The 22,360-nt window shown below is 68.8% G+C and carries 25 protein-coding genes and 1 tRNA gene; 16 read left to right on the plus strand and 10 right to left on the minus strand.

The window, feature by feature from the left end:
* Nucleotides 1–5: 5 nt before the first annotated feature.
* The 3 genes from prpF to acnD all read right to left on the minus strand — a co-directional run bounded on the left by prpF (nucleotide 6) and on the right by acnD (nucleotide 4,377).
* Nucleotides 6–1,199 carry a 2-methylaconitate cis-trans isomerase PrpF gene (gene prpF, locus ACW5F0_RS08830; protein WP_456999564.1) on the minus strand — a complete coding sequence of 398 codons (1,194 nt, stop codon included), beginning with the start codon at nucleotides 1,197–1,199 and terminating at the stop codon, nucleotides 6–8.
* Between the two features lie 72 nt (nucleotides 1,200–1,271).
* A complete protein-coding gene (locus ACW5F0_RS08835; protein ID WP_456963580.1) occupies nucleotides 1,272–1,718 on the minus strand; it encodes an SRPBCC family protein in 447 nt (148 codons plus the stop codon).
* A 46-nt stretch (nucleotides 1,719–1,764) separates the two neighbouring features.
* Complete coding sequence (gene acnD, locus ACW5F0_RS08840) at nucleotides 1,765–4,377, minus strand: Fe/S-dependent 2-methylisocitrate dehydratase AcnD (RefSeq protein ID WP_456999565.1); 2,613 nt, start codon at nucleotides 4,375–4,377, stop codon at nucleotides 1,765–1,767.
* A gap of 137 nt (nucleotides 4,378–4,514) precedes the next feature.
* On the opposite strand from acnD, the gene ACW5F0_RS08845 reads away from it, so the two are divergent.
* Nucleotides 4,515–4,694: a hypothetical protein gene (locus ACW5F0_RS08845; RefSeq protein WP_456963582.1), complete on the plus strand. Its 180-nt coding sequence runs from the start codon at nucleotides 4,515–4,517 to the stop codon at nucleotides 4,692–4,694.
* A gap of 22 nt (nucleotides 4,695–4,716) precedes the next feature.
* Here the strand turns inward: ACW5F0_RS08845 and ACW5F0_RS08850 are convergent, their stop codons facing one another.
* Nucleotides 4,717–5,460, minus strand: a complete 744-nt coding sequence (locus tag ACW5F0_RS08850; protein ID WP_456999567.1) for a glycosyltransferase — start codon at nucleotides 5,458–5,460, stop codon at nucleotides 4,717–4,719.
* 183 nt (nucleotides 5,461–5,643) lie between these two features.
* Between ACW5F0_RS08850 and ACW5F0_RS08855 the strand changes: the two genes are divergently transcribed.
* Nucleotides 5,644–6,072, plus strand: coding sequence for a helix-turn-helix domain-containing protein (locus ACW5F0_RS08855; RefSeq protein ID WP_456963584.1), 429 nt, complete (start codon nucleotides 5,644–5,646; stop codon nucleotides 6,070–6,072).
* 9 nt (nucleotides 6,073–6,081) lie between these two features.
* On the opposite strand, the gene ACW5F0_RS08860 is transcribed toward ACW5F0_RS08855, so the two are convergent.
* The 3 genes from ACW5F0_RS08860 to ACW5F0_RS08870 are packed head-to-tail and all read right to left on the minus strand — an operon-like array spanning nucleotide 6,082 to nucleotide 6,870.
* A complete protein-coding gene (locus ACW5F0_RS08860; protein ID WP_456999568.1) occupies nucleotides 6,082–6,366 on the minus strand; it encodes a sodium/glutamate symporter in 285 nt (94 codons plus the stop codon).
* Nucleotides 6,339–6,524 (minus strand): hypothetical protein, encoded by a 186-nt coding sequence (locus ACW5F0_RS08865; RefSeq protein WP_456963586.1) that lies wholly within the window; start codon nucleotides 6,522–6,524, stop codon nucleotides 6,339–6,341. The genes ACW5F0_RS08860 and ACW5F0_RS08865 overlap by 28 nt, the downstream gene beginning before the upstream one ends.
* Before the next feature lie 22 nt (nucleotides 6,525–6,546).
* The gene (locus ACW5F0_RS08870; protein ID WP_456999569.1) at nucleotides 6,547–6,870 is read right to left on the minus strand and encodes a sodium/glutamate symporter; all 324 of its coding nucleotides are present in this window, start codon (nucleotides 6,868–6,870) and stop codon (nucleotides 6,547–6,549) included.
* 169 nt (nucleotides 6,871–7,039) lie between these two features.
* Here ACW5F0_RS08870 and ACW5F0_RS08875 point away from each other — a divergent pair, with 169 nt between their 5' ends.
* The 3 genes from ACW5F0_RS08875 to ACW5F0_RS08885 are packed head-to-tail and all read left to right on the plus strand — an operon-like array spanning nucleotide 7,040 to nucleotide 10,007.
* Nucleotides 7,040–8,458: a bifunctional enoyl-CoA hydratase/phosphate acetyltransferase gene (locus ACW5F0_RS08875; RefSeq protein WP_456963588.1), complete on the plus strand. Its 1,419-nt coding sequence runs from the start codon at nucleotides 7,040–7,042 to the stop codon at nucleotides 8,456–8,458.
* The gene (locus ACW5F0_RS08880) at nucleotides 8,455–9,699 is read left to right on the plus strand and encodes an acetate/propionate family kinase (RefSeq protein WP_456999570.1); all 1,245 of its coding nucleotides are present in this window, start codon (nucleotides 8,455–8,457) and stop codon (nucleotides 9,697–9,699) included. The genes ACW5F0_RS08875 and ACW5F0_RS08880 overlap by 4 nt, the downstream gene beginning before the upstream one ends.
* Nucleotides 9,696–10,007 (plus strand): BolA family protein, encoded by a 312-nt coding sequence (locus ACW5F0_RS08885; RefSeq protein ID WP_456963590.1) that lies wholly within the window; start codon nucleotides 9,696–9,698, stop codon nucleotides 10,005–10,007. The genes ACW5F0_RS08880 and ACW5F0_RS08885 overlap by 4 nt, the downstream gene beginning before the upstream one ends.
* Before the next feature lie 56 nt (nucleotides 10,008–10,063).
* On the opposite strand, the gene ACW5F0_RS08890 is transcribed toward ACW5F0_RS08885, so the two are convergent.
* Entirely contained in the window at nucleotides 10,064–10,633 is a 570-nt protein-coding gene (locus tag ACW5F0_RS08890; RefSeq protein WP_456963591.1) for a hypothetical protein, read from the minus strand.
* 209 nt (nucleotides 10,634–10,842) lie between these two features.
* On the opposite strand from ACW5F0_RS08890, the gene ACW5F0_RS08895 reads away from it, so the two are divergent.
* The 4 genes from ACW5F0_RS08895 to ACW5F0_RS08910 all read left to right on the plus strand — a co-directional run bounded on the left by ACW5F0_RS08895 (nucleotide 10,843) and on the right by ACW5F0_RS08910 (nucleotide 16,567).
* Complete coding sequence (locus tag ACW5F0_RS08895) at nucleotides 10,843–12,084, plus strand: efflux RND transporter periplasmic adaptor subunit (RefSeq protein WP_456999572.1); 1,242 nt, start codon at nucleotides 10,843–10,845, stop codon at nucleotides 12,082–12,084.
* A 3-nt stretch (nucleotides 12,085–12,087) separates the two neighbouring features.
* Nucleotides 12,088–13,290, plus strand: coding sequence for an ABC transporter permease (locus ACW5F0_RS08900; RefSeq protein ID WP_456963593.1), 1,203 nt, complete (start codon nucleotides 12,088–12,090; stop codon nucleotides 13,288–13,290).
* Nucleotides 13,283–13,984 (plus strand): ABC transporter ATP-binding protein, encoded by a 702-nt coding sequence (locus ACW5F0_RS08905; RefSeq protein WP_456963594.1) that lies wholly within the window; start codon nucleotides 13,283–13,285, stop codon nucleotides 13,982–13,984. The genes ACW5F0_RS08900 and ACW5F0_RS08905 overlap by 8 nt, the downstream gene beginning before the upstream one ends.
* 168 nt (nucleotides 13,985–14,152) lie before the next feature.
* Nucleotides 14,153–16,567 (plus strand): protein kinase domain-containing protein, encoded by a 2,415-nt coding sequence (locus ACW5F0_RS08910; protein ID WP_456963595.1) that lies wholly within the window; start codon nucleotides 14,153–14,155, stop codon nucleotides 16,565–16,567.
* Here the strand turns inward: ACW5F0_RS08910 and ACW5F0_RS08915 are convergent.
* Complete coding sequence (locus tag ACW5F0_RS08915; RefSeq protein ID WP_456963596.1) at nucleotides 16,546–17,121, minus strand: ECF-type sigma factor; 576 nt, start codon at nucleotides 17,119–17,121, stop codon at nucleotides 16,546–16,548. The two genes, ACW5F0_RS08910 and ACW5F0_RS08915, sit on opposite strands and share 22 nt — an antisense overlap.
* Nucleotides 17,122–17,282: 161 nt before the next feature.
* Between ACW5F0_RS08915 and ACW5F0_RS08920 the strand changes: the two genes are divergently transcribed.
* The 4 genes from ACW5F0_RS08920 to ACW5F0_RS08935 all read left to right on the plus strand — a co-directional run bounded on the left by ACW5F0_RS08920 (nucleotide 17,283) and on the right by ACW5F0_RS08935 (nucleotide 20,630).
* Entirely contained in the window at nucleotides 17,283–17,732 is a 450-nt protein-coding gene (locus ACW5F0_RS08920; protein WP_456963597.1) for a hypothetical protein, read from the plus strand.
* A 159-nt stretch (nucleotides 17,733–17,891) separates the two neighbouring features.
* The gene (locus ACW5F0_RS08925; RefSeq protein WP_456963598.1) at nucleotides 17,892–18,464 is read left to right on the plus strand and encodes a DUF2799 domain-containing protein; all 573 of its coding nucleotides are present in this window, start codon (nucleotides 17,892–17,894) and stop codon (nucleotides 18,462–18,464) included.
* A gap of 64 nt (nucleotides 18,465–18,528) precedes the next feature.
* Nucleotides 18,529–20,010 (plus strand): vWA domain-containing protein, encoded by a 1,482-nt coding sequence (locus ACW5F0_RS08930; RefSeq protein ID WP_456999574.1) that lies wholly within the window; start codon nucleotides 18,529–18,531, stop codon nucleotides 20,008–20,010.
* Nucleotides 20,011–20,114: 104 nt separating this feature from the next.
* On the plus strand, nucleotides 20,115–20,630 hold the full coding sequence (locus tag ACW5F0_RS08935) for a hypothetical protein (protein ID WP_456999576.1): 516 nt from the start codon (nucleotides 20,115–20,117) through the stop codon (nucleotides 20,628–20,630).
* A 60-nt stretch (nucleotides 20,631–20,690) separates the two neighbouring features.
* On the opposite strand, the gene ACW5F0_RS08940 is transcribed toward ACW5F0_RS08935, so the two are convergent.
* Nucleotides 20,691–20,767, minus strand: a tRNA-Met gene (locus ACW5F0_RS08940).
* Between the two features lie 154 nt (nucleotides 20,768–20,921).
* On the opposite strand from ACW5F0_RS08940, the gene ACW5F0_RS08945 reads away from it, so the two are divergent.
* From ACW5F0_RS08945 to bfr, 3 genes are all read left to right on the plus strand, one after another.
* Nucleotides 20,922–21,512 carry an RNA pyrophosphohydrolase gene (locus tag ACW5F0_RS08945; RefSeq protein WP_456963601.1) on the plus strand — a complete coding sequence of 197 codons (591 nt, stop codon included), beginning with the start codon at nucleotides 20,922–20,924 and terminating at the stop codon, nucleotides 21,510–21,512.
* A 54-nt stretch (nucleotides 21,513–21,566) separates the two neighbouring features.
* Nucleotides 21,567–21,773 (plus strand): (2Fe-2S)-binding protein, encoded by a 207-nt coding sequence (locus ACW5F0_RS08950; RefSeq protein ID WP_456963602.1) that lies wholly within the window; start codon nucleotides 21,567–21,569, stop codon nucleotides 21,771–21,773.
* Nucleotides 21,774–21,885: 112 nt separating this feature from the next.
* Entirely contained in the window at nucleotides 21,886–22,356 is a 471-nt protein-coding gene (gene bfr, locus ACW5F0_RS08955; RefSeq protein ID WP_456963603.1) for a bacterioferritin, read from the plus strand.
* The last annotated feature ends 4 nt before the right edge of the window (nucleotides 22,357–22,360 follow it).

The following is a 22,360-nucleotide window of genomic DNA, read 5'->3' on the forward strand; positions in this document are numbered from 1 at the left end:
CGATTCTACCCGGGCACCCGAACCGTGCCTTCCATCAGCACCCGCGCGCTGCGGCTCATGATCGCCTTGGTCACCGTCCAGCGGCCATCGGCTTCGCGCGCCTCGGCGCCCACCCGCAGCGTGCCGGAGGGATGGCCGAAGCGCACCGCCTCGCGCGTGCCGCCGCCGGCGGCCAGGTTCACCAGGGTGCCGGGGATCGCCGCCGCGGTGCCGATGGCCACCGCGCAGGTGCCCATCATCGCGTGGTGCAGCTTGCCCATCGACAGCGCGCGCACGTTGAGGTCGCTGTCATCCGCGGCGATGGCCTTGCCGCTGGATGACACGTAGTCCGCCGGTGGCGCCACGAAGGCGACCTTGGGCGTGTGCTGGCGCGTGGCCGCGCCGGCGATGTCGTCGATCAGGCCCATGCGCACGGCGGCGTGCGCGCGGATGGTCTCGAACATGGCCAAGGCCTTGGAATCACCGTTGATAGCGTCCTGCAGCTCGGTGCCGGCGTAGCCGATGTCGGCGGCGTTGACGAAGACGGTGGGAATGCCGGCGCTGATCATCGTCGCCTTGAGGGTGCCGACGCCCGGCACCTCCAGGTCGTCGACGAGGTTGCCGGTGGGAAACATCGTGCCGCCGTCGTCGCCGTCATCGGACGGATCCATGAACTCGAGCACGACCTCGGCCGCCGGGAAGGTGACGCCGTCGAGCTCGAAGTCGCCGGTCTCCTGCACTTCGCCGTTGGCGATCGGCACGTGCACCACGATGGTCTTGCCGATGTTGGCCTGCCAGACGCGGACGGCGAACGTGCCGTTGTCAGGCAGCCGCGCGCGGTCGATGAAGCCGTTGGCGATCGCGAACGGCCCCACGGCCGTGCTCAGGTTGCCGCAGTTGCCCGACCAGTCGACGAAGGCGCTGTCGATTGACACTTGGCCGTAGAGGTAGTCGACGTCGTGTCCCGGCTGCGTGGCCGGACCGATGATCACGCACTTGCTGGTGGACGAGGTCGCGCCGCCCATGCCGTCGGTGTGCTTGGCGTAAGGGTCGGGCGAGCCGATCACGCGCATCAGCAGCGCATCGCGGTCGGGGCCCGGCGCCTGCGCGGACGCCGGCAGGTCTTCGAGGCGGAAGAACACGCCCTTCGACGTGCCGCCGCGCATGTAGGTGGCGGGAATCCTCAGTTGAGGCGCGGGGTGCTGGGGGCCGTCGGTCATGGAATGCGCTCGGATGGTGCCTCGCGTCATTGTCCCATGGCATTCCGGGGCCGCGGCTGCGGGCCGCCCGGCTCAGCCGTCGGGGATTTCAGGTTCGACCAGCTGCGCAAGCTGGGCCAGCGAGTCCTGCCAGCCCAGGTAGCAGAAGTCCACGGGGATGACGTCCGGGATGCCCTGCTGGACGACGCGCAGCACCGTCCCGGCCACGCTCGCCTCCAGTTCCACGGTGACCGACATTTCGCCGGCAAGGGCAGGGTCGTCGAACCGGTCGGCGTGGACGATCTTCCGGTTCTCGACAAGCTCGGTGTAGCGGGCGCTGAAGGATTCGACCTTGCCGGTGCCGAGGTTGGTGAATGACATGCGATAGCCGCCGCCCACCCGCGCGTCCATCTCGTGGACCTTGCCGACGAAGCCGTGTGGCGGCAGCCACTTGGTCAGGGCGTCGGTGTCGACGAAGGCGCGGTAGACGCGCTCGGGAGGCGCGCGCAGCACGCGGTGCAGGGTGACGGTTCCGGGCATGCGGGTTCCTCCCCAGGAGTGAACCCGCCTGATACGCCCCCTGGCGTTACGCCGCTGTCGTGGCCGCCAGGAAATCCTGGGCGAAGCGCTGCAGCACGCCGCCGGCCTCGTACACCGAGACGTCCTCGTCTGAATCGAGGCGGCAGGTCACCGGCACTTCGGCGCTGCTGCCGTCCGTGCGGCGGATCACCAGCGTCAACGTGGCGCCCGGCGCGGGCGTGCCGACGACGTCGAAGGTTTCGGTGCCGTCGATGCCGAGCGTGAGTCGCGTGGTGCCCGGCTGCAACTCCAGCGGCAGCACGCCCATGCCGACGAGGTTGGTGCGGTGGATGCGTTCGAAGCCTTCGGCGACGATCACTTCCACGCCCGCAAGGCGCACGCCCTTGGCGGCCCAGTCGCGGCTCGAACCCTGGCCGTAGTCGGCGCCGGCGATGATGACCAGCGGCTGCTTGCGCGCCATGTAGGTTTCGATCGCTTCCCACATGCGGGTGACCTGGCCTTCGGGCTCGATGCGCGCCAGCGAGCCCTGGCGGATGTTGCCGTCGGCATCGCGCACCATCTCGTTGAGCAGCTTCGGGTTGGCGAAGGTCGCGCGCTGCGCGGTGAGGTGGTCGCCGCGATGGGTGGCGTAGGAATTGAAGTCCTCTTCCGGCACGCCCATTTTTGCGAGGTACTCGCCGGCGGCGCTCGAGGCCATGATCGCGTTCGAGGGCGACAGGTGGTCGGTGGTGATGTTGTCGCCGAGCACGGCCAGCGGACGCATGCCGGTCATCGAACGATCGCCGGCCAGCGCACCTTCCCAATAGGGCGGGCGGCGGATGTAGGTCGACATCGGGCGCCAGTCGTACAGCGGTTCCACGCGCGTGCCGTCATCCACCGCCAGGCGGAACATGGGCTCGTAGACGCGGCGGAACTGTTCGGGCTTGACGCTGGCCTTGACCACGGCGTCGATCTCTTCGTCGCTGGGCCAGAGGTCCTTGAGCGTGACCGGCTGGCCGTCCGTGTCGATGCCCAGCACGTCCTTCTCGATGTCGAAGCGGATGGTGCCGGCGATGGCATAGGCGATCACCAGCGGCGGCGAGGCCAGGAAGGCCTGCTTGGCATGGGGATGGATGCGGCCGTCGAAGTTGCGGTTGCCCGACAGCACGGCCACCGAATAGAGGTCACGGTCGATCACTTCCTGCTGGATCGCCGGGTCCAGCGCACCCGACATACCGTTGCAGGTGGTGCAGGCGAAGCCGACGATGCCGAAGCCGAGCTGTTCCAGTTCCGGCAACAGGTTCGCTTCTTCAAGGTATAGCTGCACCGCGCGCGAGCCCGGCGCCAGCGAGGTCTTCACCCACGGCTTGCGCGTGAGTCCGCGCGCGTTGGCGTTGCGCGCCAGCAGCGCGGCGGCAATCACGTTGCGCGGGTTGGAGGTGTTGGTGCAGCTGGTGATGGCCGCGATGATCACCGCGCCATCGGGCAGCAGGCCTTCGGCTTCCTGCGCGCGGGCGCCGGCGAGGTTGCCGGAGATTCCGCGCTCGGCCAGGTCGCTGACCGGAAGGCGGCGGTGCGGGTTGGACGGGCCGGCCATGTTGCGCACGACCGATGACAGGTCGAAATGCAGCGTGCGCTCGTACCGCGCGTTGGCAAGGTCCGTGGCCCACAGCCCGGCGGTCTTCGCATAGGTCTCGACCAGCGCCACCTGCTCGTCGGTGCGGCCGGTGAGGCGCAGGTAGTCGAGCGTGTTGTCGTCGATGAAGAACATCGCCGCGGTGGCCCCGTATTCCGGCGCCATGTTGGAAATGGTGGCGCGGTCGCCGATGGTCAGCGCAGCGGCGCCCGGGCCGCGGAATTCGAGATAGGCGCCGACCACCTTCTGCTGGCGCAGGAACTCGGTCAGCGCCAGCACCACGTCGGTGGCGGTGATGCCCGGCTGCGGCCTGCCCGCGAGTTCGACGGCGACGATCTCGGGCGTGCGCATCCACGAGGCGCGGCCAAGCATCACGTTCTCGGCCTCAAGCCCACCGACGCCGATCGCGATCACGCCCAGGGCGTCCACGTGCGGCGTGTGGCTGTCGGTGCCGACGCAGGTATCGGGGAAAGCCACGCCGTCCTGCGTATAGATCACCGGCGACATCTTCTCCAGGTTGATCTGATGCATGATCCCGTTGCCCGGCGGGATGACATCGACATTGCGGAAGGCCTTCTTCGTCCAGTCGATGAAGTGGAAGCGGTCGGCGTTGCGACGGTCTTCGATCTCGCGGTTGCGGGTGAACGCGTCCGGGTCGAAACCGCCGCATTCCACCGCCAGCGAATGGTCGACGATCAGCTGCACCGGCACCACGGGATTCACCTGCGCCGGGTCACCGCCGGCGTTGGCGATGGCATCGCGCAGGCCGGCCAGGTCCACCAGCGCGGTTTGGCCGAGGATGTCGTGGCAGACGACGCGCGCGGGGAACCAGGGGAAATCCAGGTCGCGGCGGCGCTCGACGAGCTGCAGCAGGTAATCATCGATACGCGCGGGATCGGCGCGGCGGACGATGTTCTCGGCGTGCACGCGGGCCGTGTAGGACAGGGCGTCCCAAGCGCCGGGCCGCAGTGCCTCCACCGCCTCGCGGGGATCGAACCAGTCGAGCGAGGTTCCGGGAAGGGGCTTGCGATGCTTGCTGTTCATCATGAGTTGCAGGTGCGCGGGTGGGGAACGCCCATTGTATCGCCGCGGCGCGCCTTGCCCTGGATCAATTCCAGGAACGGCTCGTCAGGCCAGTATGGATACACGGGCCAAGCCTGGCCCGGTGCGAGGAGGGCGTTATGCCGGAATACAGCTGGATACTCGCTTCCATACTGCTGCTGGTGCCGTCCCTGGTCGTGGGATTCCTGCGCTTCGGACTGCGCAAGGAGCCTTCGGCAATCAGTGGCTGGGGCGGCGTGCTGTTCGCCCTGATGACGTTTGCCGCCGCGATCTGGATCATTCTCGAAAAAGTCTCCTGATCGCCGGGGAGGCATCAGCGACTCATTCATCCTGTCCGTCCTCATGCCCGGCCGACCGGCCCGCGGCGTCGTGGCGCCGCGGGCCGTACCAGAGCGGCAGTTTGTCCCGGGTGCGCGCCACGCGCCTGGGCGAAGCCAGGAACCGCAGGGTGAAGCGCAGCTTCTCGCCCAGCGAATAGGTGTGCATCTTCCGCGCCGAAGTGACGACGGGTGCGCGCAGGATCGCCACGCGCCCCAGCCGGGCCAACGCCCGCCCGAACGCCACGTCCTCGGCCACGTACAGGGCTTCGTCGAATCCGCCCGCGGCGTCGAACGCATCGCGCGTGCAGAAGATGAAGCAGCCCGGCGTCACGCGGAACAGCCGGAACAGGGCGATCGACGCCGATTCGAAGATCCGTATGTGCAGCGGCAACGGCCGCATGAAGCGGACGGCCGTGCCACCGCCCGGCGCGCCGGAATCCAGCGCCTGCATGGCCGCGTCCACTGCCTGCCGGGTGACCAGGGTATCCGCATCGATGAACAACAGCCGGTCGCCGGCGGCAGCCTTCGCCCCCGCGTTCCGGGCACCCGCGATATGGCGAAGGTCGACCTGCACCACGCGTGCCCCGCGGCCGCAGGCGATCGCTGCCGTCGCATCGGTCGAGGCGTCATCCACCACGATCAACTCGACAACGCGGCTGGATGCGACGGTGGCGATGGCCACCGCGTCGAGGGTGGCGCCGATGACCGGCGCTTCATCGTGCGCGGGAATAATGATTGAAAGCACGTCCGCTCCGGTGGATTGCCCTGAATATCTGGATCGCTTCCAGTCTGCCGCAGGCGCGTGAAGACAATCCGGATAATCCCCGGGGGCCGATTGATAACATTCGCAAATTCCGGATTCGACGCGGCCGGCATTCGAACCTAAACTGCGTCGTTTATCCCCCGATGAAACATGGAGTAATACCCGGTGGCCAATCTCGCAACCGTTCTGAAAGCCGAAATCGCCCGTCTTGCCCGCAAGGAAACCAAGACCCAACTCGACCCCCTCCGCAAGGCCAATGCCGGCTATCGGCGCGATATTGCCGCGCTCAAGCGCGAGGTGGCGGCGCTGTCGCGGCAGCTGAAGTCCGCCGGGCGCCCTGCGAAGAAGGTGCAGGCCGAAGGCGACGAAGGCCGCAAGCTGCGTTTTTCGGCCAAGGGACTGAAGACCCACCGCGAGAAGCTGGGCCTGTCGGCCGCCGAGTACGGCCAGCTGGCCGAGGTCAGTGCGCAGTCGATCTACAACTGGGAAGCCGGCAAGACCGTGCCGCGCCAGGCGCAGGTGCAGGGGCTCTCGGAGCTGCGCGGCATGGGCAAGCGCGAAGCCGCCAAGCGACTCGAAGCCGCCAGCGAGTAATCCGCGGGGTCAGGCGGCCAGCAGGCCGATGACCAGCGCGTTCACCAGGTCGATCACGAACCCGCACACCAGCGGCACCACGAGGAAGGCCTTGGGTGCCGCGCCATACTCGCGCGCCACGGCCGTCATGTTCGCCACCGCCGTGGCGGTCGATCCCAGGGTGATGCCGCCAAAGCCTGAGCAGATCACCGCGGCCTCGTAGTCGCGGCCCATGGCGCGGAACACGACGAACGTGGTGAAGCCCACCACCATCGCGATCTGCAGCGTCATCGCCACCGCGATGAAGCCCAGCATCGGCTGCAGCACCCACAGCTGCAGTCCCAGGCGTGTCCCAGCATCAGCGCAACGTTGAGCCAGAACACCGCCAGCAGCACGGCTTCGTAGTCGAGCGTGTCGCGCGAGTCGCCGCCGTACAGGCGGCCGACCTCGAGCGTGGCGTCGGCGGAGGGCATCACCGGGTGCCGGCGGCCGCGATCAGTCCCACCATGTTCGATGCCAGGCCGAGCTCGGCGGCTTCTGCGATGCCGAGCTCGTCGGTGAAGTGGGCGCCCAGGCCAGCGTGGTGCCGACCCCGCCGGTCAGCGAGATCGAGCCCACCATCAGCCCCGCGCCGTAATACAGCGCGCAGACCACGGCCGCGCACAGCACGCCGCCCAACACCGGCTCCGGGATGCCGTAGCGGCCTAGCGTGCCGATCCGCGCGGCGAGGCCCTTGCCGGCGAACAGCAGCAGGATCGCCAGCGTGATGCTGACGAAGGCGTCGAAGGACAGGACGCCGTCGACGATGGCTTGGGGCATGGTTCCGTCCTCATCGCGGCACAGGCGCCCGCGACATGCACGCCATTGTCGCGCCCGCCGCACCGCGTGGATTGACCATCGTCATTGTCTCGCACGCCCGCTGCCGCGAAACTGGCCGCGTGGCGCTTGTTGCGCGACGCCGCCGATCCGCCCACCGCAAGGGACCCCGATGACCGCAGACAGCCCGTCGCTCGACACTATCCAGAACCGCACCTTCGACGAGATCTCCGTCGGCGACAGCGCCAGCCTCGCGCGCACGCTGACGCGGGAAGACCTCCGCATGTTCGCGCTGCTGGCCGGCAAGGCCATCGATGATCCCGAGGGCAAGGGCGCCGCGACGCCCGCCGCGCAGGACACCGTCGCCATGGGCATGTGGGCCGGCGCCTGGCTGGCGGCGCTGCTCGGTTCGCGCCTGCCGGGTCCGGGCACCGTGTACCGGCGGCAGGAGCTGCGCTTCAAAGGCCCGTTGGCGTCAGGTGACACGCTGACGCTTCGCATCACGGTGACGTCAAAGCACGACGCCAACCGCGCCGTGGTGCTGGCCTGCCTCGGCCGGAACCAGGACGGCGAGGCCGTGATCGAGGGCGAGGTGGAAGTGCTGGCGCGCGACGAGCGCATCGAGCGCGAGCGCGTCGCGCTTCCGGACATCCACGCCAGCGACGCCAACGGCAACGACGGCCTCGCGCGCCTGCTGGCGCACGTCGCCACGCTCGAGCCCGTGCGCGCCGCGATCGTCCATCCCTGCGATGCGCTGAGCCTTGCCGCGGCGCTGGACGTGCGCGACGCGGGTCTGGTGGAACCGGTGCTGGTGGCCCCGCGCGCGCGGCTCGAGGCCGTGGCGGAAGAGGCCGGCCTCGACATCTCCGGCATCGCCATCGAGGACGTCGCCCACAGCCACGCCGCCGCCCTGCGCGCGGCCGAGCTGGCCCGCAGCGGCGACGTGGAAATGCTGATCAAGGGCAGCCTGCACACCGACGAGCTGATGTCGGCGGTGGTGTCATCCGCATCCGGCCTGCGCACCAAGCGCCGCGTGAGCCACTGCTTCGTGATGCAGACGCCGCATTACCCGCGGCCGTTCATCGTCACCGATGCCGCGGTCAACCTCGCGCCCGACCTGCTGCAGAAGGCCGATATCGTGCAGAACGCGATCTTCCTTGCGCACGTGATCGGCGTGGCGCGACCGAAGGTGGCGATCCTGGCCGCGGTCGAGACCGTCAACCCGACGATGCCGGCCACGCTCGACGCCGCCGCTCTGTGCAAGATGTCCGATCGCGGCCAGATCACCGGTGGCGTACTCGACGGTCCGCTGGCCTTCGACAATGCGGTGTCGATGGCGGCCGCGCAGACCAAGGGCATCGAATCGCCGGTGGCCGGGCAGGCGGACATCCTGGTCGTGCCTGATCTGGAAAGCGGCAACATGCTGGCCAAGCAGCTGCTGTACATGGGCCAGGCCACCAGCGCGGGCATCGTGCTGGGCGCGAAGGTGCCGGTGGTGCTGACCAGCCGCGCCGACCCGCGCGAGGCGCGCATCGCCTCCTGCGCGATCGCGCTGATGCTGGCCCATCACAACCGCCGGAGCCCGCCGTGAGCGCACAGCCCGCGGCGCCCGCGGCGCCCGCGGTCGAGTCCTCGGGCGCCGACCTGGTGGTGGTGCTCAACTGCGGCTCGTCGAGCATCAAGTTCGCCGTGTACGACAGCGGCGTCGACCCGCTGCCGCGCAAGCCGCTGTGGAACGGCAAGGTGCAGGGCATCGGTGGTCCCACGCCCGACTTCGGCGAGAGCGGCGTCGAGCCGTTCGCGGTCGAGCTCGACGCCGGCAAGCCCTATCGCAGCGCGCTGGCGCTGATCCGCGACCGCATCCTCGAAAGGCTGGCCGGCCGCCGCGTGGGCGTGGTCGCCCATCGCGTGGTGCACGGCGGCAGCAGGTACTTCGAGCCCGTGCGCGTGGACGCCGGCGTGCTCGACGACCTGCGCGGCTACATCCCGCTGGCGCCGCTGCACCAGCCTTTCGCGCTGGAAGCCGTCGCCATCCTGCTGCGCGAGTATCCGCGGCTTCCCCAGGTGGCCTGCTTCGACACCGGCTTCCACCACACCCTGCCCAAGGTCGAACAGATCCTGCCGCTGCCCTATGACGCCTGGGAGCGCGGCCTGCGTCGCTACGGTTTCCACGGATTGTCATATGCCTACATGGCGACCGCGCTGCCCGAGCGCCACGGCGACGTCGCGCGCGGCCGCACCGTGGTCGCACACCTGGGCAGTGGTGCCAGCCTGTGCGCGATGCGTGAGCTGCAGAGCGTTGCGACCACCATGGGCTTCTCCGCGCTCGACGGACTGATGATGGGCACGCGCACCGGCGCGCTGGATCCCGGCGCGGTGCTGTACCTGATGGAGATCGAGAAGCTGGGCCTGGAAGAGGTCGGCCAGCTGCTGTACCACCGCTCCGGGCTGCTCGGCGTTTCGGGGATCTCGGCGGAACCGCGCGTGATCGTGACGCACGAGGACGACGAAGGCGACAGCGGCGAGCGTGCACGGATTGCGCTTGAACTCTACGTGCGACGGATCGTGCGCGAGATCGGTGCGCTGGTGGCGGTGCTGGGCGGCCTCGACCTGCTGGTGTTCACCGCCGGCGTGGGCGAGCACAACGCCTTCATCCGCGAGCGCGTGTGCAGAGACCTGGAGTTCCTGGGCCTGCGCCTGGACGCGACGGCGAACGATGCGCATTCACCGGTGATTTCCGCGCAGGACAGCCGGGTACTGGTGGGCGTGGAACCCACGAACGAGGAGTGGATCGCGGCCAGTCAGGCGCTTTCCGCGATAATGGCCGCATGAGCACGAAAGCAGACCGCATCCGCGCCGCCCTCGGCGCCCTGTCGCCCACGCACCTGGACGTGCTGGACGAAAGCCACATGCACAGCCGTGGGCTAGAGACGCATTACAAGGCGGTGGTTGTGAGCGACACGTTCGACGGCAAGTCCCCCGTGCGCCGCCACCAGGCCGTGTATGCCGCAGTGGGCGGGCTGATGGCCGAGATCCACGCGCTGGCGCTGCATACCTACACGCCGGGTGAATGGGCCGACCAGGGTGCGGCGCCGGACTCCCCGCGCTGCCTGGGTGGGAGCAAGCACGACAAGATCTAGGGGCTTGCACCGGTGCCGCGCAGTTGCACGGCACCGGCTTGAGCCAGTCGATGAACTCAATCGATCCGCACCCAATCTCCTGGACCGATGTGGGTACCGGGAATCACGGTATTCCCCAGGTCTTCCCAGACCATTGCCGTTGGCAGCACTTTCTGACTGCCGCCACTCACGACCACTTCGAAGCTTCCGCCCCAGCTGAAAGTGGTTCCGACGCTGTTGGCATTGTGCGTCGCATGGCCTGGCGCAATGGTCACAGTGATGGGGCCGGGTGCAACTTCCACTTTGCCCATGCCGATGCGCCATCTGTAAACCGTGACAGTGACCGTCTGCGGCGCGGCGTCATTGTTGATCAGCACCCAGTCCACCGAGCGCGCATTCGCAGGAAGCGAGAAAACGCCGGATGAGAGAGTCACGCGTTCCGGCTGCAGCCGGTCCTGCACGTCCTGGAGTTCCTGGAGAATCTCGATCAGCAGCGTCCGGTTGTCGATCGGTGACGGCACGGGGACGGGAATGGGCTGCCAGATTGGTGCAGCGCTGGCGAGGCAAGGCAGCGTCAAGGCAAGGGCCAGGCCCGAGCTGAGGAGTGGCTTGCCTGGCGCTCGGCGCCTGGAGGTAATGGTCTTCATTGGAATCCTTTTTTGCGATTGGGCGCGGTGGGTGTCTCCATGCGCAGGCCTGAAATCGCGGAAGAGAGCGATGGGCCGCCATGCAGGCGCGAGGCTGCACGCGCTGGCATCGCGCGCAGCTGACATCGGGGTGGTTGGGAGCGCGCCGGGCCGTCATTGCCGCCATCACTCCAGCAGGTCAACATGCGGTTTTCCCGTCAGGTGAAGCCATGGCCGGAATGTCAGGGCGGCGCAAATGGATGCTTGCAGCCGCGGCCGTCGTCGCGGTGCTGGTCCTTGCCTGGGGCGTGGGCAGATGGCGCGGCCCCGTCCTGCCCGGGTACGACGTGGTCGCTGGACCGATGGTGCAGAACGTCGTCGCCACCGGCCGCGTGGCCGCGCTGTCGCGCGTGCAGGTCGGCGCCGAGATCGCGGGGCTGGTGCTCGAGCGGCGCGTGATGGAGGGCGACCGGGTGGCCCCGGGCGATGTGCTCGTCACGCTGCGCGCGCGCGACCTGGAGGCCCGTCGCGACGAAGCGCTTGCCGCGCTCGCCGCGCTGCGCGAGGCCGAGCGCCCCGATGCCGAGGCGCGCCTGCGCGAGGCGAATGCCGAACTGGCGCAGGCGGAGCGTGAACTGGTCCGCCGCCGGGAGCTTGGCGAGCGCCAGCTCGTGGCCAGGGAAAGCGTGGAGCAGGCCGCGCAGGCCGTGGTCGCGGCGCGTGCCGCCACTGACCAGGCACGCGTGGCCGCGGCAGCGCTCAACGGCGGCGCCCGCGAGGCCCAGGCGCGCGAGCGCGTGGTCGCCGCCGAGGCCGACCTCGCGCGCGCGGTGATCCGGTCCACGGTGGCCGGCACCGTCCTCGTGCGCAACGTCGAGCCGGGCGACACGGTCAATCCCGGCGACGTGCTGCTGGAGATCGCGCGCGACGCCCCCGGCGAGGTCCTGCTGCCGCTGGACGAGAAGAACCTCGCCCGTCTTGCGCTTGGCCAGTCCGTCACCTGCATCGCCGACGCGTTCCCGGACCGTCCTTTTTCCGCGACCGTGTACCACGTCGCACCGGGCATCGATCCCGCGCGCGGAACCGTCGACGTCCGCCTGCGCATCGACCCGGGCACGGACTTCGTGCGCCAGGACATGACCGTGACCGCCACCATCCTCACCGGCAGCCGCGACAACGCGCTGGCCGTGCCCAACGACGCGCTGCTCGAGGCAAGCGAAGGTTCCGACCGTGCCACCGTCCTGCGTGTGCGCAACAGCCGGGTGGAACGCACGCCGGTCCGGCTGGGCCTGCGTGGCCTGGCGATGAGCGAAGTGCTTGAAGGCCTGGATGCCGGCGATCGCGTGCTGGCCGCGGGTGCGCTCCAATCCGGCGACCTGCCCGATGATGGCGGACGCGTCCGCATCGAAGGCCAGGCGCCGCCGGACGTCGGCGGCGACACGCGCGGCGAGCTGCCGGTCAAGTTCGACTGATCGATGTGGATCGAATCCACCATCGCGATGCGCTTCCTGCGCCACGGCCGGGCGCAGACCCTGCTGATCCTGTTCGGCATCGCGGTGGGCGTGGCGGTGATCGTGTTCGTGACCGCGCTGATCGCCGGGCTGCAGGACAACCTGATCGACCGCACGCTCGGGACCCAGGCGCACGTCAGGGTGGAGGCGCCGCGCGAGATGAACCGCATCGCGCCCGCAGCGCCCGGCACGCTGCAGCTGGTGCTAGAGGACCGCCGCGCGCAGGCGCTGCGGCCGATCGACAACTGGCTCCAGGTGCGTGACGTGCTCGACGGGCTTGCCGGTATCACGGCGGTATCGCCCGTGGTCTCCGGGCCTGCCTTCGGACGCCGCGGCGAGGCCGTCGAGTCGGTCGCGCTGGTCGGCGTGGACCTGCCGCGCTACCTGCGGGTGATTCCCCTCGGCGACAGCATGGTCGAGGGGCGGCTTGAAGTCGGTTCCGGCGATGCGGTGGTGGGCAGGCAGCTGGCCGAAGACCTCGGCCTGCGCCTTGGCGGCAAGCTCAGGCTCGATGCCGGCGACGGCCGCGAAGCCATCGTCAATATCGCCGGCATCTTCGAGCTCGGCGTGCGCGAGCTCGACGCGCGCTATGTCTACCTCGACCTGAAGCAGGCGCAGTCACTGCTCGCGCTGCCCGGGGGCGTCACCGTCATCGACCTCACCGTCGAGGACCTCTTCGGCGCCGACCGCATCGCCGCGCGCGTGCGCGGCCTGACCGGCCTGCAGGCCCAGAGCTGGATGGAGACCAATGCGCAGCTGATGAACGCGCTGACCTCGCAGAGCATGTCCACGCGGATGATCAGTTTCTTCGTCGCGGTGTCGGTCGCGTTCGGCATCGCCAGCGTGCTCGCGGTGAGCGTGGCGCAGCGCACGCGCGAGATCGGCATCCTGCGCGCGATGGGCACGCGGCGGCGGCAGATGCTGCAGGTCTTCCTGGTGCAGGGCGCGGTGCTGGGCCTGGTGGGCTCGGCGGTGGGCGGGCTGGCGGGTTGGGGATTGATCGCGGCCTTCAACAACTTCGGTCCCGGCCTGTTCTTCATCCCGATGCCGGTGGCGCTGGTGCCGGCGGCGATGGCGCTGGCCACCCTGGCCGGCGTGGGCGCGGCCCTGGTGCCGGCATCGCGCGCCTCGCGACTGGATCCGGTGGAGGCCATCCGCTATGGCTGACGCTGGCGAGGTGCTGCGGCTTGAAGGGCTGCGCAAGTCCTACAACATCGGTCAGCCGAACGAAGTGGAGGTGCTGCACGGCATCGACCTCCACCTGGACAGTGCGGACTTCGCGGCGCTCGTGGGCCCGTCCGGCTCGGGCAAGAGCACGCTGCTGAACCTGATCGGCCTGCTCGACTCGCCCACCGATGGCGAGCTCTACCTGCGCGGCAAGCCCACGCGTGACATGGACGACGAGGGACGCACCGCACTGCGGGGCGAGCACATCGGGTTCGTGTTCCAGTTCCACCACCTGATCGGCGCGTTCACCGCGCTCGAGAACGTGCTGATGCCCACGATGGTCGCGCGCGGGCGACCGGACCGCGAGACCGTCGACACCGCGCGCGGACTGCTGGCGGACGTGGGGCTCGAGAAGTTCGCCGACCGCCATCCCGACCAGCTGTCGGGCGGCCAACAGCAGCGCGTGGCGATCGCCCGCGCCCTGGTGACGCGACCGTCGCTGCTGCTGGCCGATGAGCCGACCGGGAACCTGGACACGAAGACTGCCGCCGAAGTCTTCGAGCTGCTGCGGCGCTTCAACTCGGAATACGGTTGTGCGGTGCTGGTGGTGACGCATGATCCGCGGCTGTCGGAGACCTGCGACCGCACGATCACGCTGGTGGATGGACAGGTGGTTTCCGACGAGCGCCGGTGATGTCGACCGGCCGTGCACGGACACGATCCGTACGCGTCACGCGGGCGGGCGGAATCCTGCCCGTCGCTCCGGGCGGGCGGTAGCCGGGGCCTTGGCTATACTTGCCTGAACGGGGGGCAGCCGCGGTCATGGGGCGCGTGCCATGCCCGCCCGGCCGGGGAGCGGTCGATGGATGATGCAACGCGCTGGAAGCGTGTGTGGGAGCTGTTCGACAGGGTGGCGGAGACGCCATCGGAAGGTCGCGAGGCGTTGCTGGCCGCGCTTGAGCCCGATGCACTGGTCCGCGAGGAAGTGCTGGCGCTGCTTGCCGCCGATGACGCCGCCACCGCCGGTCCGGGGCCCGGCCCGGGATCGACTCCGATGCTTGCGCCTGGCGCCCTCGTCGGCCACTGGCGGGTGGACGCGCTGCTGGGCCGCGGCGGCATGGGCGAGGTGTACCTGGTCACTCGCACCGGCGCCGATTTCGAGCAGCGCGCCGCGCTCAAGCTGATGCTGCGGATGCAGTCGGACGAAGACCGCGCGCGGTTCGCCGCCGAGCGCCGGATCCTGGCGCGGCTGGAGCATCCGGCCATCGCCCACCTGCTCGACGGCAGCGAGTACCAGGGCACGCCCTACGCGGTGATGGAGTACGTCGACGGCCTGCCGCTCAACGAGTACGCCCGCGACCTCCCGCTGCACGAGCGCCTGCAGCTGGTGCTGCAGGCCTGCGATGCGGTGGGCCACGCGCACCGCCACCTGGTGGTGCACCGCGACCTCAAGCCGGGAAACATCCTGGTGACCGCGGACGGCCAGCTCAAGCTGCTCGATTTCGGCATCGCCAAGCACCTGTCGGCGGATGACGGCCTGCCGCAGGATGCCACCCGGGTGATCCGCGCGTCGCCGGATTACTGCGCGCCCGAGCAGCTGAACGGCGGGGCGATCTCCACCGCCACCGATGTCTACGCGCTTGGCGTGATCCTGTTCGAGCTGGTCACCGGGGAGCGCCCCTGGCAGCTGGGCGGCATGCCGCTCATGCGCGCACTGGAACGACTGGCGCTGCAGGAACCGCCGCGCGCCAGCAACCGGCTCAGCGGCGCGTCCGCGCGGGCGCTGCGCGGTGACATCGACAACATCATCCGCAAGGCGCTGCAGCCGAACCCCGGGCAGCGCTACCGCACCACCGACGAGCTTGCCGAAGACATCCGCGCGCACCTGGACCAGCGCCCGGTGAAGGCGCGCAAGCCCACCATCGCCTACGTGTGCCTGCGTGCGCTGCGCCGCCATCGCGTCGGCTTCGCGGCGGCGGCGATCGCCGTGGCCAGCGTGGTCGCGGGCGTGACCGGCGTGGTGCTGCAGGGGCGCGAGGCGGCGATCGAGCGCGACCATGCGCGGCGGGAAATCGTGCGGAACAACGCCGTGCGCCAGTACATGACGCTGATGTTCCGCAGCGCCGGCGAGCTGCAGGCCGATGGCGACGTGACCGCGCGCGACGTGCTGACCCGCGCCGCCGCCCAGGTCGCCGACGAGTTCGGCAGCGATCGGGCGGCCTACGCGGACATCTCGCTGGCGCTGTCGGAGCTGTTTTTCCAGATCAACGACTACACCGGTGCACGGCCACTGCTGGAGCGCCTGGTGGCCGATGGCGCCGTGGATGACGACGTCCAGGCCATGGCCAGGCACGACCTCGCCCAGATCAGCTTCCGCGAGACCCGCCCCGACGATGCCGCCGGCCTGCTGCAGCAGGCGCAGGCATTCTGGGCCGGTGATCCGCGCCGCTACCGGTCCGAGCTGCTCGACAGCCGGCTACTGCAGTCGCAGCTCGAACGCACCCGGGGCGACATCGACCTCGCGGTTCGCACGCTGGAGGACGCGCTGCCGCAGCGCATCGAGCTTTCCGGTCCGACGCACCGCGAAACCGTAGTGCTGGTGAACAACCTGGGCATCGCCTATTTCCAGGCCGGACGCCTGGAGGATGCGGCAAGCCGGTTCCAACAGGCGCACGGCCTCTGGCAGGAACTGGGACAGGACCGCAGCGCAGACGCGCTCAACACGCTCAACAACTGGGCCTCCGTGGAAGCCCGCCTCAGCCGGCCAGAGGTTGCGATCGGGATCATGGAGGACGCGCTGGCGCTGCGCCGCGAGCTGTATGGCCCGTCGGCCGCGATGGCGGCGCTGATGAACAACATGGGCAAGACGCTGAGCCAGCTCGGACGGCACGAAGAGGCCGTCCCGCTGCTGCGCGATGCGATCGACATGGGCCGCATCCATGCCGGTGGCGAGACCGGAGCCATCGCCGTGGCCGCCAGCCTGGGACTGGCCGACGCCCTGTCGGGCAGCGGGCATCCACAGGGGGCATGGGAGCTCATCGACGAGGTCGGCCCCGGCATACTGGAGACATACGGCACGCCGCATGTCCTTTCGGCGATGCTCGACATCTCGAGGGCGCGCGCACACCACGCAGGCGGTGCGGTCGCAGCGGCACAGGCGGCATTGGTGCAGGCGCGATCCGGGCTGGTGGCGCTTGGACCGGCGGGCGCGAACGCACTTCAGCAGCTGGAGGCGCTGCAGCAGGGCTGGAGCGATCAGCCCAGCGCGTCGGAATAGTCGACAAGCTGCGTCTGCAGCCATGCGCGCGCCTTGATCCAGTCGCGTCGCACGGTGCGTGAGGTGACGTTGAGGATGTCGGCGGTTTCGACCTCGGTGTAGCCGGCGAAGTAGCGGCACTCCACCACGCGCGCCAGCCGGGGCTCGATCTGTGCCAGGGTCTCCAGCGCCTCGCCGATGGCCATGTTGAGGTCGTCTTCGTCAGGGGATGACGACAGGGATGACTGTGCCTCCACGGCATGCACCGCCTCGTCCAGCGAGAGCGGGGCGACGCCCTCGCCGCGGCGCAGTCGCGACCGGGCGCGCGCCTGGTCCACCAGCACGTGCCGCATCGCCACGGCGGCGGCGGCCAGGAAGTGGCGACGGCTGGCCCACGGACCGCCGCGCACCACTTTCAGGTAGGTCTCATGGATCAGTTCAGTGGTCTGCAGCGTGCCGCCGCGGGACATCCGTGCGCGGATGCCGCGCGCCGCGCGCCGCAGGTCCGGGTACAGCAAGGGCGCGAGCTCGGCTGCGCTGACGCAGATTTCTTCCGTGACGTCGGGGGTGTCCATACCGTTCCTGGCGCTCGTGATCATGCACAACCATAGCCTGCCGGGGGTGCGTAAATCCCGGGAATGTCCTCTGCCGGGGTCAAGGTGGCGTAGTCCACAGATACAGATGGAGCCGCATCCCGCGAATCGCCGCGGCCAGGCTCCGCGCCGGGGGGCTGGAAATGGACTGGAGGCTGTCGGCACTGCTGTACGCGGTGACCGTGATCGTCGGCTACGGAAACGGTGCGCCATACACTGCTTCCCGGGCGGATGAGCCCACGCGCGTGCAGGTCGGAGTGCATGCAATACGGCAGGACTTCCCGTTTCCGGTCATGCCGGGGTGGATCGAACACAGCACCACGCAAGCGGAAGGCCCACCGCGACGCGTGCTTTCCAGCACCTGGATCCATGATGGCGATGCGGCCTCCCAAGCGATCGCGTACCGCCACGTGCTGGAAGCCGCCGGCTACCGCGTCGCGCCGGGGCGGCTCGCTCCCAACACCGAAATCGCGCTGACGGGCACGGGGATGGTCGCCGGGTGGCCGTACCGCTTTGCGGTGGATTTCTCGCGCGGGCCTGGCGGGGACCCGAGCGTGGTGCTGGTGTTCACGCCGTGTGCGTCGGTTTGCTGAGGCTTGTCCGCTTCCCGCCCCATGGGTCGTGTACAGGGTTCACGGAATGTTGCAGGGCGCCTCCCGGGAGGCGGCGTCCGGCACAAGGAGTGGTTCATGCGCGTGGTCGGGCTTGTCGTTGTCGTTCTGTTTTCAATGCTGCATTCGGGCTGCGCCACGATGACCCAGAGTGAATGCCTGGCCGGCAACTGGGCACGGGTGGGCTACGAAGACGGCGCCGCGGGGTATCCACCGTCGCGCCTGGGGGATCACGAGCGGGCCTGCGTCGCGCATGGCGTGGGCGTGGATGCGAGGGCCTACATGGACGCGCGAGAGCGCGGCCTGGATGTCTATTGCACCCCGCACAGGGGCTTCACCGTGGGCAGCAACGGCCACAACTACGCAGGCGTCTGTCCCTACGAGCTGGAGCGTGGCTTCCTCGCCGGCTACACGGATGGGCGTTACGTGCACGACGCCAGGCAGCTGGTGAACCAGGCCCGGTCCGATGTCAGCTCCACCGAGCACCGGATCCGCACGCTTCGCAAGGACATCGACAAGACCCGCGACCGCATCGGCAAGCAGGACATCGCGGAAAAGGACCGCGACGCCCTGCGCAGCGAACTTCGCCGGCTCCGCGATGACATGCAGCGCGCCGAAGGCGAACTCTCGCGCGCCCAGCGTCGCCGGCAGATCGCGGAGCGGGACCTGGACGATGTGATGCACAGGTTCGCACCGGCATACGGAGGCTGGTGAAGCGGGCCGGGCCAGCAACGAGCGGCAACGATCCAATCAAACAACGAAAGGCAGGGGACACATCATGTTTCGACATCTCACGCTGGCGCTTGCCGTCGGCCTTGCCAGCCCGGCCGTCGGTGCCCAGGCCCAGCAGGCCAAGGCCCACGACACCATCCTGGTGTTCGATGGCTCCGGCTCGATGTGGGGGCAGATCGACGGCGTCGCCAAGATCAGCATCGCCCGTGATGTCGTGCAGGGACTGCTGAAGGACCTGCCGCCCGAGCGCCGGCTCGGTCTGGTGGCTTATGGACATAACCGGAAGGGCGACTGCAGCGACATCCAGACGCTGGTTCCAGTGGGGACCGATCGCAGCGCGATCGGCCAGGCCATTGCGCGCGTCAACCCGGTGGGCATGACGCCGATGACCAGGGCCGTGGAGCATGCGGCGGAAGCGCTGAAGTTCACCGAAAACGAAGCGACGGTCATCCTCGTGTCCGACGGCCAGGAAACCTGCCACCTGGACCCGTGCCAGGCCGCCGCGAACCTGGCGAAGCTGGGCATCGGCCTGACCGTGCATACGGTGGGCTTCGGGCTCGGTGCGGAAGAGGCGGGAGCGAAGGGTGAACTCAGCTGCATTGCCGAAGCCACGGGCGGTCGCTTCTTCGTCGCCGACGATGCCGACGAACTGCGCGACGCGCTTGACCAGATCAGCGCCGTGCAGGCCGCGCCAGCGCCTGCTGCTGAGCCGAAGCCAGCGCCCGAACCGAAAGTTGTCGCCACCGTGGAGGTCACCCTGGTTGCGACCGATCAGGTCAAGGGACCCGCCATCGAGCAAGGCCTGACGTGGACGGTGCGCCATGGTGCGACCGGCGAGATGCTCCACGAATCAGCCGATGCCGGGTCCATCAAAGTGGATCTGCCGCGTGGCGTGCATGACGTGAGCGTGCAGCGCATCTCCGACGGTGCGAGCGCGGAGGGTGAGGTCACCGGCACCAGGGTGACGCTGCCAATCGTCGTGGAACTGGACGCCAGCGTGAAAACGCCCGAGACCGGGGCGGCCGGCTCGAATGCGCGGGTGGTCTGGTCCGGTCCGGACGAGCCCTCCGACTACATCTCGGTGGCCAAGCCCGATGCGGCGGACAACAGGTACGAGAACTACACCTACACGACGAAGGGAAACCCGCTGCAGCTGCTGCTTCCCAAGGATGCCGGGGATTACGAAGTCCGTTACATCAGCCACAAAACCCAGACGGCACTGGCGCGGGAGGCCATCACCATCACGGCCGTCACCGCGAGCGTGGACGCTCCAGCAAGCGCCGGGGCCGGCTCGACGCTCACCGTGTCCTGGACCGGCCCTGATTATGAGAGCGACTACATCTCGGTGGCCAAGCCCGATGCGGCGGGCAACAAGTACGAGCGATACACGTACACCGGACGCGGAAATCCGTTGCAGCTGCAGATGCCTGCGGAAGCAGGGATATATGAGGTGCGCTATGTCCAGAATCAGGGAAGTATCGTGCTCGCACGAAAGACGATCAACGTGACACCGGCGAGCAGCCCTTGACGTCGATGCGCACAGCCCGCCGGTACCCAGACCAGACCGAGGAGACAGGAATGAATCAGCGTTTTCACCCCAGGTGGCCGACTGCAGTCGGTCGCGCCCGACGCATGCTGGCCCTGACGGGGCTTTGCTGCCTGGTCGCCGCATGCGGCGGGGCGCCCGGTGACACCGCCGCGCCCGGTACCTCCGGCAGCCCGGCCACGACCGGAGTCCAGGCATCTGAAAAATCCGCTGGAGCTTCGTTCCAGGCCGCGGTGTCCGGCGACCTGGAGATGACGGTCGCGGGCGAGGGCGCCATTGCCGGAACCAGGTATGGCCGTTACCACCTCAGCTTTTCCGGGCAGCCCGGGGGCGATGCCGGTGCGGTCATCATCTCGCTGGCGCGTGGCGACACCGCGTCTCCCGGGCCTGGCACTTACACGCTTGGAGAAGACGGTGATTTCGACGGCAATATCGAAGTCCACCCTGGCCCGGCCGACTACGCCATCGACGACGGCGAGCTGGTGATCACTGCTGCATCGGGCGACGCGCTGGCGGGTCGGTACATGTTCTCGGCGCAGGAGCGCGGCGGTGCGGCAGCGATCACTGTCGAAGGCAGCTTCCAGACCCGCGCGGCGGACTGACGGTGCCCCGCTGGAATGCCCTGACCCAGCAAAAAGCCCCGCGGTAGCGGGGCTTCGGAATGGTGGCTATGGGTGGAATCGAACCACCGACCTCGGGATTATGAGTCTCGCGCTCTAACCGTCTGAGCTACATAGCCATGGCTCGCGCGCTGCTCGCGGCGAGCCCGTAATTGTCCACTGGGTCGGGTCCGGCGTCAAATTGGGCGGCCGCGGCTTGTCGCCCCCCGCGGCCCGTGGCAGAGTCGGTCGCAGTGACGCCGGAGGCGTCGTAAGACCTCAGGAGTCCGCATCGTGATCGATCCGGACGGCTATCGCCCCAACGTGGGCATTGTGTTGATGCACCCGGACGGCCGGGTGTTCTGGGCGCGCCGCGTGCGCCGCGACGGCTGGCAGTTCCCGCAGGGCGGGATGAACTCCGACGAGACGCCGGCCGAGGCCATGTACCGGGAGCTCGAGGAGGAAACCGGGCTGCTGGCCGGCCACGTCGACGTGCTCGGGGTCACGCCCGGCTGGCTGCGCTACCGGCTGCCACCGCGGGCCATCCGCCGCAACGACCGCCTGGTCTGCATCGGCCAGAAGCAGGTCTGGTTCCTGCTGCGTTTCACTGGCGCCGACGCCGACCTGCGCCTGGACCTGACCGACAAGCCCGAGTTCGACCACTGGCGCTGGGTGGACTTCTGGTACCCGCTGGAGCACGTGGTGAACTTCAAGCGTGGCGTCTACACCCGTGCCCTGCAGCATCTGGCGCCGTTCGCGCGGGAGGTGGCGGGGGCCAGGGCCGTGCCGACGATCAGTCTCGAGGCGCAGCGTTCCCGGGGCCGTTCGTCGCGGCTGGCGGGTCAGGGGCCGGCGCAGGGGCGGCGTCCGATCGCGCAGGATTGACAATCATTCTCATTCTCGATGACAATCGCGGCGTCCCATTCCTGCGAGCCTGCCGTGTACGTCTGTGTCTGCAACGGGGTTACCGATCATGAAATCCGCCAGGCGGCTGCCGCCGGCTGCGGCAGCATGACCGAGCTCACCATGCGCACGGGCTGCGGCGCCAGCTGCGGAAGCTGCGTCGGCACGGCGGTCGGGCTCCTGGAAGAAGAAACCGCGGCCCGCAAGGTCCTGCAGGTCCTGCCGCTCGCCAACGCGGCCTGAGGCCCCGCCCCGGCCGGATGCGGCTGGGGATGATCACGATTCGCGTTCCGCCACGCCCCGCGTGATGGCGCTACAGTCCCGGCATCTTCCCCACGCAAGCCGGAGACATGCCATGAAGGGCGATCCCCAGGTCATCAAGTACCTCAACCAGGCGCTGTTCAACGAACTCACCGCGATCAACCAGTACTTCCTGCACGCCAAGATGCTGAAGAACTGGGGCCTCGAAGACCTCGCCAAGCACGAGTACGAGGAATCGATCGACGAGATGAAGCACGCCGACCAGTTGGCGGACCGCATCCTGTTCCTCGAGGGGCTGCCGAACTTCCAGGCGCTGGGCAAGCTGCGCGTGGGCGAGTCGCCGCGCGAGATCCTGGAGTGCGACCTGTCGCTGGAGCTCGACGGCCTGCCGGTGCTGCGCGAAGCCATCGAGTACTGCGACAGCATCAAGGACTACACCAGCGGCCGCCTGTTCAAGGACATCCTCGATTCCGAGGAAGAGCACGTGGACTGGATCGAAACCCAGCTCGACCTCATCAACCGCGTGGGCGAGCAGAACTACCTGCAGTCGAAGATGGGCAGCTGACGCT

The sequence above is a fragment of the Luteimonas sp. A534 genome, from assembly GCF_054072805.1.